The 15,786-nt window shown below is 26.0% G+C and carries 16 protein-coding genes; 14 read left to right on the plus strand and 2 right to left on the minus strand.

Annotation, left to right across the window (positions count from 1 at the left end; translation table 11 throughout):
- Positions 1 to 10: 10 nt before the first annotated feature.
- From IC175_RS00270 to IC175_RS00285, 4 genes are all read left to right on the plus strand, one after another.
- Positions 11 to 904, plus strand: a complete 894-nt coding sequence (locus IC175_RS00270) for a glucosaminidase domain-containing protein (RefSeq protein ID WP_227482508.1) — start codon at positions 11 to 13, stop codon at positions 902 to 904.
- 47 nt (positions 905 to 951) lie between these two features.
- Positions 952 to 3,252 carry a glycoside hydrolase gene (locus tag IC175_RS00275; RefSeq protein ID WP_227824036.1) on the plus strand — a complete coding sequence of 767 codons (2,301 nt, stop codon included), beginning with the start codon at positions 952 to 954 and terminating at the stop codon, positions 3,250 to 3,252.
- Between the two features lie 393 nt (positions 3,253 to 3,645).
- Positions 3,646 to 4,374 carry an ABC transporter ATP-binding protein gene (locus tag IC175_RS00280; protein ID WP_227434844.1) on the plus strand — a complete coding sequence of 243 codons (729 nt, stop codon included), beginning with the start codon at positions 3,646 to 3,648 and terminating at the stop codon, positions 4,372 to 4,374.
- Positions 4,367 to 5,071, plus strand: a complete 705-nt coding sequence (locus IC175_RS00285) for an ABC transporter permease (protein ID WP_227835436.1) — start codon at positions 4,367 to 4,369, stop codon at positions 5,069 to 5,071. Before IC175_RS00280 ends, IC175_RS00285 begins: the two co-directional genes overlap by 8 nt.
- A 156-nt stretch (positions 5,072 to 5,227) precedes the next feature.
- Here the strand turns inward: IC175_RS00285 and IC175_RS00290 are convergent, their stop codons facing one another.
- Complete coding sequence (locus IC175_RS00290; protein WP_227850967.1) at positions 5,228 to 6,484, minus strand: MFS transporter; 1,257 nt, start codon at positions 6,482 to 6,484, stop codon at positions 5,228 to 5,230.
- A 258-nt stretch (positions 6,485 to 6,742) separates the two neighbouring features.
- Between IC175_RS00290 and IC175_RS00295 the strand changes: the two genes are divergently transcribed.
- The 8 genes from IC175_RS00295 (at position 6,743) to IC175_RS00330 (ending at position 13,276) form a co-directional block, all read left to right on the plus strand.
- Positions 6,743 to 7,240, plus strand: a complete 498-nt coding sequence (locus IC175_RS00295; protein ID WP_227845936.1) for an SPOCS domain-containing protein — start codon at positions 6,743 to 6,745, stop codon at positions 7,238 to 7,240.
- Positions 7,241 to 7,267: 27 nt separating this feature from the next.
- A complete protein-coding gene (locus tag IC175_RS00300; protein ID WP_227482514.1) occupies positions 7,268 to 8,281 on the plus strand; it encodes a DUF11 domain-containing protein in 1,014 nt (337 codons plus the stop codon).
- Between the two features lie 632 nt (positions 8,282 to 8,913).
- On the plus strand, positions 8,914 to 9,456 hold the full coding sequence (locus IC175_RS00305; protein WP_227434839.1) for an N-acetylmuramoyl-L-alanine amidase: 543 nt from the start codon (positions 8,914 to 8,916) through the stop codon (positions 9,454 to 9,456).
- Positions 9,457 to 9,799: 343 nt separating this feature from the next.
- A complete protein-coding gene (locus IC175_RS00310) occupies positions 9,800 to 11,293 on the plus strand; it encodes a DEAD/DEAH box helicase (protein WP_227434838.1) in 1,494 nt (497 codons plus the stop codon).
- A gap of 129 nt (positions 11,294 to 11,422) precedes the next feature.
- Positions 11,423 to 11,662: a hypothetical protein gene (locus tag IC175_RS00315; RefSeq protein ID WP_227850968.1), complete on the plus strand. Its 240-nt coding sequence runs from the start codon at positions 11,423 to 11,425 to the stop codon at positions 11,660 to 11,662.
- A complete protein-coding gene (locus tag IC175_RS00320; protein WP_227850970.1) occupies positions 11,646 to 11,840 on the plus strand; it encodes a hypothetical protein in 195 nt (64 codons plus the stop codon). Before IC175_RS00315 ends, IC175_RS00320 begins: the two co-directional genes overlap by 17 nt.
- Positions 11,841 to 11,985: 145 nt before the next feature.
- A complete protein-coding gene (locus IC175_RS00325; RefSeq protein ID WP_227434835.1) occupies positions 11,986 to 12,750 on the plus strand; it encodes an alpha/beta fold hydrolase in 765 nt (254 codons plus the stop codon).
- 82 nt (positions 12,751 to 12,832) lie between these two features.
- Positions 12,833 to 13,276, plus strand: coding sequence for a VOC family protein (locus IC175_RS00330; RefSeq protein ID WP_227824032.1), 444 nt, complete (start codon positions 12,833 to 12,835; stop codon positions 13,274 to 13,276).
- 335 nt (positions 13,277 to 13,611) lie between these two features.
- Here the strand turns inward: IC175_RS00330 and IC175_RS00335 are convergent, their stop codons facing one another.
- On the minus strand, positions 13,612 to 14,469 hold the full coding sequence (locus tag IC175_RS00335) for a LysR family transcriptional regulator (RefSeq protein WP_227845935.1): 858 nt from the start codon (positions 14,467 to 14,469) through the stop codon (positions 13,612 to 13,614).
- A gap of 113 nt (positions 14,470 to 14,582) precedes the next feature.
- On the opposite strand from IC175_RS00335, the gene IC175_RS00340 reads away from it, so the two are divergent.
- On the plus strand, positions 14,583 to 15,155 hold the full coding sequence (locus tag IC175_RS00340; RefSeq protein WP_227850971.1) for a chromate transporter: 573 nt from the start codon (positions 14,583 to 14,585) through the stop codon (positions 15,153 to 15,155).
- A complete protein-coding gene (locus IC175_RS00345; RefSeq protein ID WP_227434832.1) occupies positions 15,152 to 15,712 on the plus strand; it encodes a chromate transporter in 561 nt (186 codons plus the stop codon). Before IC175_RS00340 ends, IC175_RS00345 begins: the two co-directional genes overlap by 4 nt.
- Positions 15,713 to 15,786: the final 74 nt, after the last annotated feature.

The raw sequence follows: 15,786 nt of genomic DNA on the forward strand, positions 1-15,786 counted from the left end.
GAAATAATTTATGAAGAATAAGAAGTTCATTATAGCAATACTGATAATAATAGTTGGAATAGGTGTGTTAGTAAAAGAATATTCAATTAAAGAGATAAATAAGGCTGATATAGATGTTAGTAAGTATATAGAATATGCTGATTTAGCAAGTGAAAATAATGCACAAGTTAATTGGAAGTATGTGGCTTCTATCATTGCTGTATTAAATAAAAATAAGTTAGAAAAAGTTAATGATTCACAAATAAAAGAAGTATCAGATTTATTTGTTAAAGATTTTTCTAAAAATAATAAAGTAGAAAATTTAAGTAGTGTTTTAGATGAGTTGAAATTTAATAATAAACAAAAAAGATTGGTTAATGATTATATAGAGGACCTTAAAGATTATGGAATAAAGCCAGAAAGATTAAAATCTGATACACAATATATGAAATTTATTAATGAGATTGAAACATCTGCTATACAAAACTATAAAAATTATAAAATATTGCCATCTATAACCATTGCACAAGCAATAATTGAGTCTAGTTGGGGTAAATCAAGTTTAGCAAAAGAGTATAATAACTTATTTGGTATAAAGGCTGATGCCTATTGGAGAGGAAAATCAGTTACTTTAGAAACAAAAGAACATTTAGATACAATTATAGATGATAAATTTAGAATATATGATGATAAAAGTGAATCTATAAAAGACCATGCAGAATTTTTAGCTACAAATAAAAGATATAAAGCCAATGGTGTATTTGATGCAAAAACATATATCTATCAAGCTAAAGCATTAGAAAAAGCAGGTTATAGCACTGCAAAAGATGAAAGTGGAAGTAACATATATGCAGAACGTCTAATAGAATTAATTCAACAATATAATCTTCAATTAATAGATAGTGAAATTCAAAGTAAATTGTAACTTTGGTGTAACATAAGGGTGATATATTTATCGAGGAGGTGGATTTTATGAAAAAAATATTCTCGGTATTTACAAGTTGTATGATTATTGCAACTACTATCACTGGATGTAGTAGTAGTGAGGTTATTAATGACACATCATCTATGTATAATGTCAAAAATCTGGACTTTAATTTTGAAGTAAAACCAGAAACTTTTGAGGTATCAGTAGAATCTAATGGTTTAAAGGAAAAGATATCTGAACCATTAAAAGAAAGGAAAGTATCAAATTTTAAACAGACAAAAACAGAGACATCATGGACATATCCTGATGAAAACATAGACATAAATATAAAAAAAGAGGAAAGCTATTTAGATGTAGATATTAAATCTAATTCAGAAAAAGAAGCTAGTTTTAATTGGCCAAGAATTGAAGGCGAAAGTTATGTGTTACCACTTTATGAAGGTAAATTTATACCAAGTGATGATAAATACTGGAAAGAGCATTTAAATGAATCAGCTTACAATGTCATAGAATCCTTTTCGATGCAGTTTTTTGCAGTAAATAAGACAAAGTATTCTGTGCTTTATATTATTGAAAATGAATTTAATAATGAGATTAAATTTAATTCTAAAGATAAAATTAATTTTACATTTACACATGAATATCCAAGTATAAATAAAAATAAAGAGTATGGATTTAAAATATATTTGACTGATAAAAATATTACAGATGTGGCAAAAACCTATAAAAATTATATAGTTGATAAAGGTGAGTTTAAAACATTAGAAGAAAAATCTAAGGATAATAAAAACATTGAAAAGCTTTATGGAGCTCCTCAGATTTATTTTGCAGACAAATCTATAATAACAGTAGGTGATATTAAATGGGACAAATTAAAGGAAAATTTATCAGATGATTTAATTAATTGGATGAAAGAACTCCTAAGTAAAAAACCTGATAATAGTGAATTTATAACTGTACTTAATCAAATAAAAACCCAAGATTATATAGATAAATATCAAAAAAATCAAATAGTTCAAGCCTTTAATCAAGTTATGCAACTAAATACTTTTTATAATAGTAAGGTTTTTGATAGTAATGATAAAGAAATAAAAAAAGTACTAGATAAAGGAATATCTAAATTAAATAGAGTAGAACTTATAGAGTTTAACAAAAAGTTATTAAAGTTAAAATTGGGGAATAGTGTGAATAAAATTGATACATGGGCAAGATATAATACAATTGATGTAATTAATGATATGAATAAATCTGGTATTGATAATGCTTGGATAGGGTTTGATGATATGGAAGAAGGTTATGTATCACCAGAAATAGTCAAAAGAGCTAATGATTTAGGTTATCTTGTAGGACCATATGATTCATATCATTCTATACACAAGCCAGGGGAAGAAAAATGGAGTACAGCATCATTTAAAGATAAGTCACTATATGAAAATGCTACTATAGAAAATAAAAAAGGTGAAAAAGAATCTGGATTTCAAGGAGAAGGAAGACAACTAAATCCTACATTATCTTTACCAAGTGTAAAAGAGAGAGTAAAAAGTATATTGAATGAGGGGTATGAATTTAATTCTTGGTTTATAGACTGTGATGCTACAGGAGAAATTTTTGATGATTATTCTCCAAATCATATAACAACACAGTCACAAGATTTAAAAGCTAGACTTGAAAGAATGTCATATATAAGAGATAATGCAAATATGGTTATAGGTTCAGAAGGAGGAAATGACTTTGCAAGTAGCACTATAGCATTTGCACATGGGCTTGAAACACCAGCGTTTGCTTGGGTAGATAAAGATATGAGTAAGAACAAAGAAAGTGAATATTATGTTGGTAGATACTATTCTCCAACAGGAGGAGTGCCAGAAGTCTTTTCAAAGCAGATACCTGTAAAAGAAAAATATAAAAAAATATTTATAGACCCAACTTATTCTTTACCTTTATTTAGATTAGTTTATAATGATTCTGTTGTATCTTCTCATCAATGGCTATGGGGAACTTTCAAAATTAAGGATGAAGTTGGAAGTAGAATGATGAAAGAAGTATTATATAATACACCACCTATGTATTATATAGATAGAACTGAATGGGAAAAACATAAAGGTGAAATAATTTCTCATGATAAAGTATGGTCAGAGTTCAATAAAAAGGCTATTAAAAGAGAAATGACAGACTTTAAGTTTATTTCTGATGATAGATTAGTTCAAATGACTAAATATGGAGATGATTTAAAAGTAGTAGCTAATTTCTCTGAAAAAGATGTTAAATATGAAAATGAAATTGTAAAATCAAATTCTTTGGTAATATATGATAATAATAAGAAAATTATGTATAAACCAGAATAATAGATTTAATGAAAATAAATTCTATCAAACTCACATATAAAATAATATTTAATTAAACTATACAAAATGGTGACTATAATTAATTTTAATAATTAAGATAGTCACTATTTTTATATCATTTTTAATATTGAAAGCTTTACTTCAGTAATATTAAATATCCTAATTATTCTAATATATGTCATACTCATTGTGCCTCTTAATAAATATAAGTTTTATTTTTATTTTAGACAATATATTGACTTTTTGTATTTGAAATAGTATTCTTAGATAAGACACTATATTGTCTAATTGAAGTAATATTATTTTATGAATTATGAATGAATCAAATTTGAAAGATTTAATAAACACTAAAAATAAATACTGGTTCATAGAGAAAGGAAAATATTAAAGAAAATGAATACAATCATTAAAGTTCAAGATTTGGTAAAAGTATTTGATAATCAAGAGGTCATAAAACATTGCAATATAAATGTAGAGAAAGGAAGTATTTATGGATTTTTAGGTGCAAATGGAGCTGGAAAAACTACAGTACTAAAATTGATAGCAGGTTTATTAAAACCAACCACTGGGAATATAATGATTTCTGATATGAATATATCTGAAAATCGTAATAATATTTTAAGAAAAATTGGATGTATTATAGAAACACCAATTTTTTATGAACATTTATCAGCTGAGGAAAATTTAAAGATACATAATGCTTACATGAATTTTTATGATGCAGATATAAATGCTGTTTTGCAAAAAGTAGGACTCGAAAATACTGGAAAGATACAGGTATGTAAGTTTTCTTTGGGTATGAAGCAAAGGTTGGGGATTGCTCGTGCAATGATACATAATCCAGATATTCTTTTACTTGATGAACCTATCAATGGTCTTGACCCTATGGGAATAAAACAAATGCGTGATTTATTCAGAACACTTGCAAAAGAATATGATATGACACTTATTATTTCAAGTCATATATTAAGTGAAATAGAGTATATAGCTGATACAATAGGCATTATTTCGAATGGAAGTATTTTAAAAGAAATTCCTATGTCTACAGTAAAACAAGAATTTCCTAATGGCTTGGAAGAGTATTTTTTTGAAATAATGAATGGAGGAAACAACTGTGTATAAACTTATAAAATTAGAACTAAAAAAAAATAATATTCGCCCTTATCTTCATGCCATGGGTATCATTACCTTATGTGTATTAGGATTTTTGTATACATTTGCTATGATTGCTTATACAGGGGGGGATACAGATTCTGCTGAGTTTTCTAATTACCATAATATTTGGGTAATCACTAACGTTCTACAAATGTCAGCTTATGCCATTTTATCAGCTGTATTGTTTTCCACATTTGTTATAAAAGAATATTCTGGAAAAAATGCAATTTTGATTTTTACTTATCCAATAAATAGAAAGACTTTATTGAACTCAAAGATTGTATTGATAGCTACATTATGTTTGAGTTTTATGTTGCTTGGGACGATTATTTCCCTCCTTATATTTATGGTTACAGAAGCTTTTTTTCCTATGATTTCTGATAATTTTACTCTTGGATTGTTTTTTAAGATTATTATTGAAACAATTTTGTGTGCTGTATTCTCTTTATTTATAGGTGTAATTTCTGCTAGCATTGGATTTCGAAAATATTCCATTCAAACAACGATTATAGTCTCTGTTATTCTTGCTTCCTGCACTGCTAACATTATAACAACTATGCTTCACACATATATTCCTTTTATTATTGTATGGATAGTAGCAGCAGTATTAGCTGGACTTTCGTATTTATGGCTTATCTCAAAAGTTGAAGACATAGAAGTATAATTGTATACTTAATAAAGGTAGTTCTAATGAATAAAGCAACAGATAATAATGCGTCATACTTTATTTATCTGTTGCTTTTTAACATTTTGTGGATGATTAAAGTATGTTTTCCAATCGGTTTGTACATTTAAAAATAATTTTTAATTATTTTATACTTTATGCTTTTGATTCATTCTTATATAGATACTTAGCAAGAATTGAAATTAATAGCATAATTATGAACATACATACTATAGGTATATAGACTGTGGAACTGAAAATTTCAAATAATTTTCCATGCATAATTTGACCAACTGGAGCAACACACTGTGATACAGCGGTAACAGTAGCCATTACTTTACCCAATAATTCATTAGGAGTTTGTTTTTGAACAATAGTTAAAACGAATATAGTAATAATTGTCATAGACATGGCTATAGGTATAACACAAATAAATAACAATATAAAAGATGGATAATATCCTAGTCTAAGCATTAAAGGTGAAATAGAAATAGCCATTGGTATCATCAGAATACTAATTAACATTAACCAGCGATACAGTGTATTCATTTTCATTTTTTTAGCAAACAGACCTATTGAAAGTGCACCTAAAACACTACTAAATTCAATAATTCCTATCCCTATGCCATACATATTATTACTACTATGCATTGTTATACGTAAAATATATTGTATTCCTACAAGTAAGAATGGAGTCAAAAATAAATTTAAAGAAGCAGCTAGAATCATGGCTTTACTAATATAAGATTGTTTTATAACATAAGAAAATCCTTCTTTCATATCACTGACTATTGTTGATACTATGCTTCCATTAACTTTTCTTTTATTAAAAGGTATATGAATAAACATTTCCATTACTGCGGATAGAAAAAATGCAATACAACTTACAATAAGAAGCATCTTAATTCCAATAAGGCCATATAACAAACCTCCAAGTACAGGAGCAAACATACTTGAAAGAGAGCTTATTCCGTTTACAATTCCATTTGCTTGTTCTAAATCTTTTTCATTTGCTATTAAAGGTATGCTTGCTTGCACAGTAGGTTGATACATAGAACTAATAATTGATAATAGTACCATAATAACCCCAATTAATATAATAGAATTGTTTAAAGTAGAAAGAAGACAAATAAAAGTAAAAATAATAACTGAACTAATAAAATCAAATATAACCATTAAATTTTTACGATTAAATCTATCAGCTATTGCACCACCAATTGGAGAAAATAAAAGAGGTATGCTTGATATTGCGTATAAAGTTGCAAATATGTCTGCACGTCCTGTCATATCTAAAATATAAGTGGAAAGTCCAAATCTTAACAACGATGAACCAAGTATAGAGACAATTTGACCAAGTACTATTAAATTAAAATTCTTATTAAAACAACTATTCATTTTATTTAAATCTTGCATTTCTAGAACACCTCACTTTTTAAGACTGACCGTCGGTCTATAAAAATTATAATCAATCACAAATAAAAAGTCAATAGAAATATTTAATTTATAATTTTAAAATTATATTTTTATTTTAAATAAAAGGTATGATATCTATCAAAAATATATCATATCTTATAAATAGCGATATTTCTTTCATACAAAATTAAAAATGGTAATTTGAAATAGTTATAATGAATAGTATTAATATATAGATATAGGGAGATTGATGAAATCATGCATGAAAAAGATAAGGTTATATATAATCTGGAAGAATGTGAGAGTCTAGAAAATACACTTTACATTTCTCAATTTAATACATATAAAAATTTTAAGCTAGTTTCTAAAAAATCTGGAGTAAATTTATTAGATACATCTGTTTGTGGCATGAATATCCACGATATAAAATTGATTGATACAATAGAATGTATGTCGTTAGAGGATGAGCAGATGACTGGTAAAAAGTTAATTTTAGTTGGTGATATAAATACTAACATAAGGTTAGAAAATATAAATAATGCTAAAAGAAATAGGAATTTTACAAAGAAAAATATACTTGAATTAAAAATACCTTTTAGTACATTTATACAAATGCCTAGAGGAATAAAAAATAACGATAAAATTAATTTAAAGTATATTATACAAGATATAACATCATCCATTTTAGATGACAATAATTTATTTATAAGTATAACTACAATTATAAGTTATGACAATAATTTTAAAATAAGATAATATTTAAATTATAGAAAGGTGGGTGCAATGAGAGGTATCAATGAATATGGGGGAGATTTTAGTTATAAGTTATTATCTAGAAGCCCTATAATAACAAAAACTACTTTTAGTAATATTGTTTCAAATGATATGAGTGGAAATATTTTAGAGGTAGAAAAATATGTTGATAAAGAATGTGCATCTGTATTTGATATTTTAACATATACTATTGTTGTTACAAATATGAGTAATCGCAAAACTGGGAATATATTTTTTAAAGATTATATTTCTAAGTACATAAAATTTATAAATAATACTGTAGAAGTTAATGGTATCAGAAAGGGTGGATTAAATCCACAACAAGGTTTTTACATAGGTAAAATAAATGGAAATTGTAAAAAAATAATATCTTTTAAAAGCATAGTATTAGCAAATTCAGCATGTAGGGTTATAGAAAACCACGCTAATATATATTATTATTATAAGTATGATATGGAAAAATTTCCAATGAAAATATCAATAGAAAGTAATCGTGTTTATACAAGTATTAAAAAAGCTGTATTTAAACAATTAAATATAAGCAATACTTTAAAAGCACCTAAAAATCTAAAAGATATATTAAAAGTGAATACAAATAGCAAAATACTTAGTATAAAACTTATAAAAAATCCTATAAATAAAGACAAAAATCTAAAACTATGCAATTTAATAATTGTTGGAAGTATAGAGTTTGAAATTAACTATAGTTGTAGAAATTATAGTAGATTTAAATCAGTAAATAAATTAGATAATAGTTATAACATTCAAGAAGATAAGGACTATAGAAGTAATATAAAAATGGCTAATGAAAATATAGAAAATTACAAAAATCAAATTAATATTACTCCTAGCAAAGTTAAAAAAGTTACTAAAACCTTTGGTTTCTCTTGCTTTATTTGTTCACCTGTTGGAATAGTTTATGAAGATGTAAAAAGTATAAATATAAAAACTGAACATATATCAATAAATGAACTGAATAATGGTGAATTATTCATAAATACATCGCTTTTATTATACTATTAATTGGTTGTACATAAAATTTAAAATTACTAAAACAATTATATGGTTTAATGTATACAAATATTATTATAGATTAGATATAAGGTGATAATTATTGTTAAAATAGCATCAATTATAAAAAATCAGTTAATCAAGTATTTATGACTTATAAATTGATTATAAAGCCTTAACAATAAGCTATTATCAAATAATTTATTATAATATTATAATGACAAGTATATAGTTTAAGAATAAAAGTGTTAGCAAAGTTAGAGATAAGAAATTTGTGATTCTTGATGAAATTTTAGCTTGCAATATATCTGTAATAAATATAGAAATATAAATTTAATAACCACAGTATTCTTAGGAATACACCAAATAATTCAATGTTTGTAACATATACTGTTAGATAATGTGTTGAACTATAATACTTATACTGGATTTACAGTAGTTATTATGAAATAGAGTTAAATAATAATTGTAATAAATAAAATTAAGCATCTAGATTTATGCTAAAATAAGACAAATATGTTAAAAAAATGATAAGTTATGAGAACTTTTGCCATCTTCAATTAATATATTATTACTAGTAATAGCTTTAAAATCATATTACTATTATACAAATTTTAGCTTTAAAAGAAGGTGACAAAAAGTAAATGAAAATATGCATAACAGTAGGTCATAGTATACTAAAAGGTGGAAAAAGTACAGGTGTAAATGCAATAGTTGATGAGTATAGTTATAATAAAAAATTAGCTCCTATGTTAGCAGAGATGCTCATAAGTCAAGGTAATACAGTAGATGTAATAATTTGTCCAGAAAGACATTTTGTAGCAGAAAAAGAAGAGTTTTTTTATAGAGTTCCAAAAGTAAATAGTGGCAAATATGATTTACTAGTAGAGCTACATTTAAATAAAAGTGATGGAAAAAGCTTTGGTGCAGAAGTACTTTATTATGGTAATGAAGGATTAGAATATGCTAAAAGAGTATCTAATAAACTTGGAGAATTATTTGAAAATAGAGGAGCTAAAAAAAGAGAAAATTTATATATCTTGAGAAACACGAATCCAGTTGCAATACAAATTGAAAGTTTTTTCTGTGATAATGTGGATGATTGCAATAAAGCCAATGAAGCAGGTTATGACTATATAGCACGATTAATTACAGAAGGTATTTTGAATAAAGATATAGGTATGTGAGATTATGGTAATTTAGGTATTGATTAATACCTTTTAATCTTAGATATAAATTGAAAAATTGTCTAGGAATATAAATTAAACCTAAGAAGTATACTAATTCAGTTTATTTAAATCAATTTAATTATCTAAAAAAAATACCCCTTGAAAATATTGACTTATCAATGTTAATAAGGGGTATTTTTTTAGATTTTATTTTGATTTAAGGACTAGTTCATAATTTTTTCTGCTAAAATCTATATATAATGATAAAAAGTATAAAAATATCGGTGTCTTACATTATAATAATATAATGGAGAAAAATATAATTGATAAGATAAAAATAAACATAATAAGGTGGTAATATATGAAATATACATTCGAAAGTTTTAAATTGGATAAAAAGATACTTAAGTCATTAAAAAATTTAGAATATAATGTACCTTCTAAGGTACAAATAGAAGTTATTCCAGAATTGTTAAATAGTAAAAATATAGCAGTAAAATCAAAAACAGGAAGTGGGAAAACAGCAAGTTTTGCAATACCGATATGTGAAAATATTGATATAGAATACAATAATATTCAAGCACTTATAGTAGTACCAACGAGAGAATTAGCGCTACAGGTAAAAGATGAGATATCAAGTATAGGAAGGTTAAAGAAGGTAAGATGTAGTGCTATATTTGGTAGACAATCTATAAAAGAACAAGTAGCTGAGTTAAAGCAAAGGGTTCATGTCGTTGTAGCTACTCCGGGTAGAATAATTGACCATATAAATAGAGGCACTATTAATTTAGAAAAAATAAAGTATTTAATAATAGATGAAGCTGATAAAATGTTTAATAAAGGTTTTCTTGAACAGATGGAAACAATATTAACAAATATACCTAAAGAGAGAACCTTAGGTCTTTTTTCAGCTACAATAGGTGAAGAGATAAAATATATATGTGAAAAATATACGCCAGATTACGGCATTATAAATGTAGAAGGAAATGAAAGTAACACTAATGAAGGATTAAGACAAATAGATGATAAAATAATCAAGTCAAAGGAAAGAAATAAGTATGTAGTTTTAAAAGAATTAATATACAGCGAAAATCCAAGGAGTGTAATAATATTTTGTAATACTAAAGAAAAAGTATCTAAACTATATAATAAAATGAGTAAGGAAGGTTTTTTGGTAAGAGAGTTACATGCAGATTTATCACAAGAAAAAAGAATATTTGTGATTAAGGATTTTAAAAATATAAAGTTTAATGTATTAGTTAGTAGTGATGTAGCATCTAGAGGAATACATATTGATGATATTTCTTTAGTCATAAACTATGATGTGCCACAAGATAAGGAAAACTATATACATAGAATAGGTAGGACTGGTAGAAAAGGAAATAGTGGAAAAGCTATCACTATAGTAGATGAAAAAGATGAGAAATATATAGATAATATAGAAACATATGTAGGATATAAAATAAATGAGTTAACTAATATAGAACAAAGTAGTATTATTAAGGGTAAAGTTTTGTTTGAAGAATATTCAAAAGAAATTTTGAAAGAAGTATCGAAAAGAAAAAAAATTGCTAAAAATTCAAACAAAAGTAAAGATATAAAATCAAATCTAGAAAATGAAGTAGTTAAATTGTATTTAAATGCTGGCAAAAAGAAGAAGATAAGGGTATTAGATATAGTTGGAGCATTTAGTAATATAAAAGGTATTACTAATGATGATATAGGTGTAATCGAAGTTCAAGATTTATGTTCATATATAGATATATTAAATTACAAGGGAGACTTGATATTGAAAAGATATAAAGAGATTCCTATAAAGAAAAAAATGGTTAAGGTAAAAAGAGATATACAATAATTCAATTATCATTATTAGTTAATTATTATAATAAATTGCATTGGTTTTGTATTTTCTAAGTATAATGAGATTATAAAGGCTAGATAAAATAAAATTAGAAGAAAAAAGAATTTGATTAAGAGGTACTATATGAAATATTTTGGAAATGGGTTAAGTGAAGTACACAAAGAATTAAATAAAATCATACGTAAAGAAGAAAAAATAGAACAGGGAAAAACACTATTTTTAGAAATTCATTCAAAATTACATCTCTCAGAAATATCAAATACAGAAAAAAATGAAGTGGACAAACTTATTAATGACTTAAACAGAAATGAATATGCTATTGTGCCAACAAGTAAAGACGAAACTATTGCATGGGTTTTGTGACATATCTCAAGGATTGAAGATTTTTATTACAGATACAGGAAATGCTCTCTCTGATGATGAAATTATGAATTTAAGTAAAAGTATCAATACTAATGAATTGCTTTGCTATCGAAATGAAGTTGCAAATGGAAAGAACATTTTCGTACAAAAAAGAAACTTTACAGAAGTTAGATTATAATAACTTAAGTAAACAACAAATCAACTAAGGTATTATTGATTTTGGTTATACTCTAAGTTATACTATTTTTAAGTGTTTATGACAATAGTCATTTTAAATGTAAATCATAAACATATATTTATAGAAATATTAAAGGGGGAAACATATGGCATACTTTAAATATAATAACAAACAGTGCTACTATAATGAAATTGGAGATGGTACACCATTACTTTTTTTACATGGAAATACAGCCTCATCTAAGATGTTTGATGATATAATCGATTTTTATAAAGATGAATATAAAATAATATTAATTGATTTTGTTGGTCATGGCAAATCTCAAATGGTTGATAAGTTTTCTGTCGATTTATGGTTTGATGAGGCTATGCAAGTTATATGTTTTTTAGAAAAGATGAACTATAAAAAAGTAAATATAATTGGCAGTAGTGGAGGAGCTCTTGTTGCATTAAATGTTGCACTTGAAAGACCCGATTTAGTGAATAAGGTAATTGCAGATAGTTTTGAAGGAGAAGCTCCTCTAGAGTCCTTTGTGCAAAATGTGAAATTAGAGCGTGAAGCATCAAAGCAAGATGATGATGCAAAAGCTTTTTATATTTACAATCAAGGCGAAAATTGGGAGCAAGTAGTAGATAATGATACAGAAGCTATTTTTGAACATTATAAAACTATAGGTAAATTTTTTCATAAGCCTCTAGAAACTATGCAACCAGATGTACTTTTAACAGGAAGTAAAGAAGATGAATTTGTATCTTTAGTAGCTCATGATTTCTTTGAAAATACTTTTTCATCACTTCTTGAAAAAATTAAAAATGGAAAAATGCATCTGTTTAATAAAGGTGGGCATCCAGCTATTTTATCAAATGGATTAATTTTTTCAAATGTAGCAAAGAAATTTTTAAAAGAATAATTTAATGATATAATTTGAGCATGGAATAGAGTGTGTTATGGAAATAAAGAATACTTTATATTTTATAAAGGCGTTGGAATATATGAGATACGTACATACAAATATAATAGCAAGAGACTGGGAAAAGCTGTCTGAATTTTATAAAGATGTATTTGAATGCAGAAAAGTACCACCACAAAGAAACCTAAAAGGTGAATGGTTGGATAGATTGACAGGGATAAAAGATGCTCATATTGAAGGTGTGCACTTAGCTTTACCTGGATATGATGATTGTTTACCAACATTAGAAATATTTTCATATAATTTATATGGTGAAGTGCTTCAAAAAAATATAAATAATTATGGTTTTTCACACATCGCATTTGAAATTGAAAATGTTGAAGAAACCCTAAATAAAATAAAAAGTGCAGGTGGAGGTCAAGTTGGAGAAATTGTTAAAACAAAATATCCTAATGGACAAGTTGCTACATTTGTATATGCAACAGATATAGAGGGAAATATTATTGAATTACAGAGCTGGGATTAAATAATAACACAAACAAATTTTTATTTATATTACAAAAAATTTAAAAAGGGTGTTATTAAAATATGTAATTAGACATATCTATTATGTATTGATAATACTTTTTTAATAAATTGGTCATCCTGCAATTTTATCAAATGGTCTTGCTTTCTTAAAAATAGCTAAAGGTTTTCTTAAGAAGTAATTTAAAAAGTTTTTGTATATAATAATGAATAACAAACAATGGAAGAGAGACTTATAAAAAGTAATAGATATTGCTTATAAAAAGTAATAGATATTGCTTATAAAAAGGATACTTGATTATTTCATAGAGAATTTATCAGGTATCCTTTTAAATGCTAAATTAATTGACATAGTTTTTCTAATGAGGCAGATTTATACTTATTTTTATTTATTACTACAGTAATATCATTAAAAAGTTTAAAATCAGGAATAAATATCTGTATAAGGTTTCCTTTTTCTATTTCTTGCTCAACTAGAATTTTAGGAAGAATTGAAACACCTAAACTATTTTTAGTAGCTTCTATTAGGGATTGTGAATCTACACTTTCCCAGCTTGCATGTACTTTGTAACCTTGCAAGGTTACAGCTGATTCAAAAGTTTCACGTACAGCACTTCCTCTTTCTCGTAATAGTAAATCCATACCCAATAGTTGAGATAAACTTAACTCGGCAGTATTGCAATAGCTTGGTGAAGATACAATGCATAATTCATAAGAAGAAAATTTTCTGATTTCTAATGCGCCTTGTATGATTTTCCCTTCAATAAAAGCTATATCAACCTTTCCTTGTTTCAATAATTTTAATGCTTTTAATGCACTATGAACTTCAACGTTAATCTTAGTATTTGGAGATATTTCTTGAAATCTCCTTATTAATTGAGGCAGCCATATTTGAGCAAACGTAATACAAGACGCAATATGTATGGGCGTTTCACACTCTAAGTTTTTAATCCTTGATTCAACATTTTCTAAATTTTCAAGTATTGGCAAAATTTCTTGTAAAAGAAGTTCTCCTGTTTTTGTTAATTTGACACTTTTATGTAATCGCTCAAATAATTTGGTTTCAGCCTCATTCTCAAGCTCTCTTATTGCATGGGAAACTGCTGATTGTGTAATAAATAGATTATTTGCAGCTTTAGTGAAATTTTCTACTCTTGCAACTTCTCTAAAAATAATGCAATGTTTAAAATTCATAATTAGACTCCTTTACTCATGAATTAAATTCATGTCTGCAACAATATTTTATCATTTTACAAATAGCAGTACAACATTTATAATATGTCCATGTGCACATAGAAAGGAATATTATGAGAAAAAATATTAAATTGTATTTATGGCTTTGCTATATAAATTTATTTATAAGTGCCTTTACTTTTGGTGGTGGATACGTTGTTGTTCCTATGATAAAAAAGTACTATGTTATGGATAAAAAAATATTTAGTGAATCAGAGCTTGTAGAAATGGCTACAATTGCTCAATCTTCACCTGGAGCAATTGCAATCAACTTAAGCATTTTAGCAGGTAAAAGAACAGCTGGATTTATAGGAGTAATTATCAGTTGTATTTGTTCAATTATACCTCCTATAGTAATTTTAGGACTTGTTTCAAGGTGGTATGTTGCGTTTTCTTCAAATATTTATATAATTGCAATCTTAAAAGGTATGCAGGCATGCGTTGCTGCATTGATTGTAGATTTGACTATAGATATGTATAAAATGATTCTTAATGAAAAATCAATGTTATTAAATCTATTAGTACCATTTTCATTTATTGCTTGTACTTTCCTTAAAATTAATGTAATACTCGTATTACTTTTAAGTTGTTTGATTTGTTTATTTGCTATATATATTCAACTTCGAAAAAAGGGGGAGAGTATATGATTATAAATTTATTCTTTACGTTTTTGAAAATAGGAATGTTTAGTATAGGTGGTGGTTATGCTATTATTCCAATTATACAGGAACAGGTAGTTTTTAAGCAAGGATGGATAACACAAAAGGTTTTTACTGATATTATTACAATTTCTCAAATGACTCCAGGTCCATTAGCTGTTAATACTTCTACTTTTGTTGGTATGCAAGTGGCAGGAATTGAGGGTGCTATATCAGCAACAGTTGGTTGTATAATATCAGGAATAATTATTTCTATGTTTTTATATGGATTTTTTAAAAAATATAAGAGTTCGAAATTTGTTTTTGAAATTTTAAATGGACTGAAAGCATCCTCTTTAGGATTAATCATCTCAGCAGGATTTACAATTATATTGTTGACATTTTTTGGTTCTTCAAATTATTATACTACCAATATTTTCAAAAATATAGATATTATAGCTGTTATTTTATTTTGTTGTTCATTGTATTGTTTACGAAAATATAAGATTGGACCTATACTTATGATGGTGTTATCTGGATTGTTTGGATTAATTGTATATTTATAAAGAAGGTTAATATATAAGCAAAGAAAGATTTACATATAATTTTCAAAGCTTAAGATATTATGGAGTCTCCTATA

This window comes from Clostridioides sp. ES-S-0123-01, assembly GCF_020658415.1.
GTDB lineage: Bacteria > Bacillota > Clostridia > Peptostreptococcales > Peptostreptococcaceae > Clostridioides.

Excerpts from the sequence above, each read along its gene's own strand:
- IC175_RS00270 (WP_227482508.1), top strand. The coding sequence starts at position 11 with ATGAAGAATAAGAAGTTCATTATAGCAATACTGATAATAATAGTTGGA.
- IC175_RS00290 (WP_227850967.1), bottom strand. The coding sequence starts at position 6,484 with ATGCAAGATTTAAATAAAATGAATAGTTGTTTTAATAAGAATTTTAAT.
- IC175_RS00305 (WP_227434839.1), top strand. The coding sequence starts at position 8,914 with ATGAAAATATGCATAACAGTAGGTCATAGTATACTAAAAGGTGGAAAA.
- IC175_RS00335 (WP_227845935.1), bottom strand. The coding sequence starts at position 14,469 with ATGAATTTTAAACATTGCATTATTTTTAGAGAAGTTGCAAGAGTAGAA.
- IC175_RS00295 (WP_227845936.1), top strand. The coding sequence starts at position 6,743 with ATGCATGAAAAAGATAAGGTTATATATAATCTGGAAGAATGTGAGAGT.
- IC175_RS00325 (WP_227434835.1), top strand. The coding sequence starts at position 11,986 with ATGGCATACTTTAAATATAATAACAAACAGTGCTACTATAATGAAATT.
- IC175_RS00345 (WP_227434832.1), top strand. The coding sequence starts at position 15,152 with ATGATTATAAATTTATTCTTTACGTTTTTGAAAATAGGAATGTTTAGT.
- IC175_RS00310 (WP_227434838.1), top strand. The coding sequence starts at position 9,800 with ATGAAATATACATTCGAAAGTTTTAAATTGGATAAAAAGATACTTAAG.
- IC175_RS00315 (WP_227850968.1), top strand. The coding sequence starts at position 11,423 with ATGAAATATTTTGGAAATGGGTTAAGTGAAGTACACAAAGAATTAAAT.
- IC175_RS00330 (WP_227824032.1), top strand. The coding sequence starts at position 12,833 with ATGAGATACGTACATACAAATATAATAGCAAGAGACTGGGAAAAGCTG.
- IC175_RS00275 (WP_227824036.1), top strand. The coding sequence starts at position 952 with ATGAAAAAAATATTCTCGGTATTTACAAGTTGTATGATTATTGCAACT.
- IC175_RS00300 (WP_227482514.1), top strand. The coding sequence starts at position 7,268 with ATGAGAGGTATCAATGAATATGGGGGAGATTTTAGTTATAAGTTATTA.
- IC175_RS00280 (WP_227434844.1), top strand. The coding sequence starts at position 3,646 with ATGAATACAATCATTAAAGTTCAAGATTTGGTAAAAGTATTTGATAAT.
- IC175_RS00340 (WP_227850971.1), top strand. The coding sequence starts at position 14,583 with ATGAGAAAAAATATTAAATTGTATTTATGGCTTTGCTATATAAATTTA.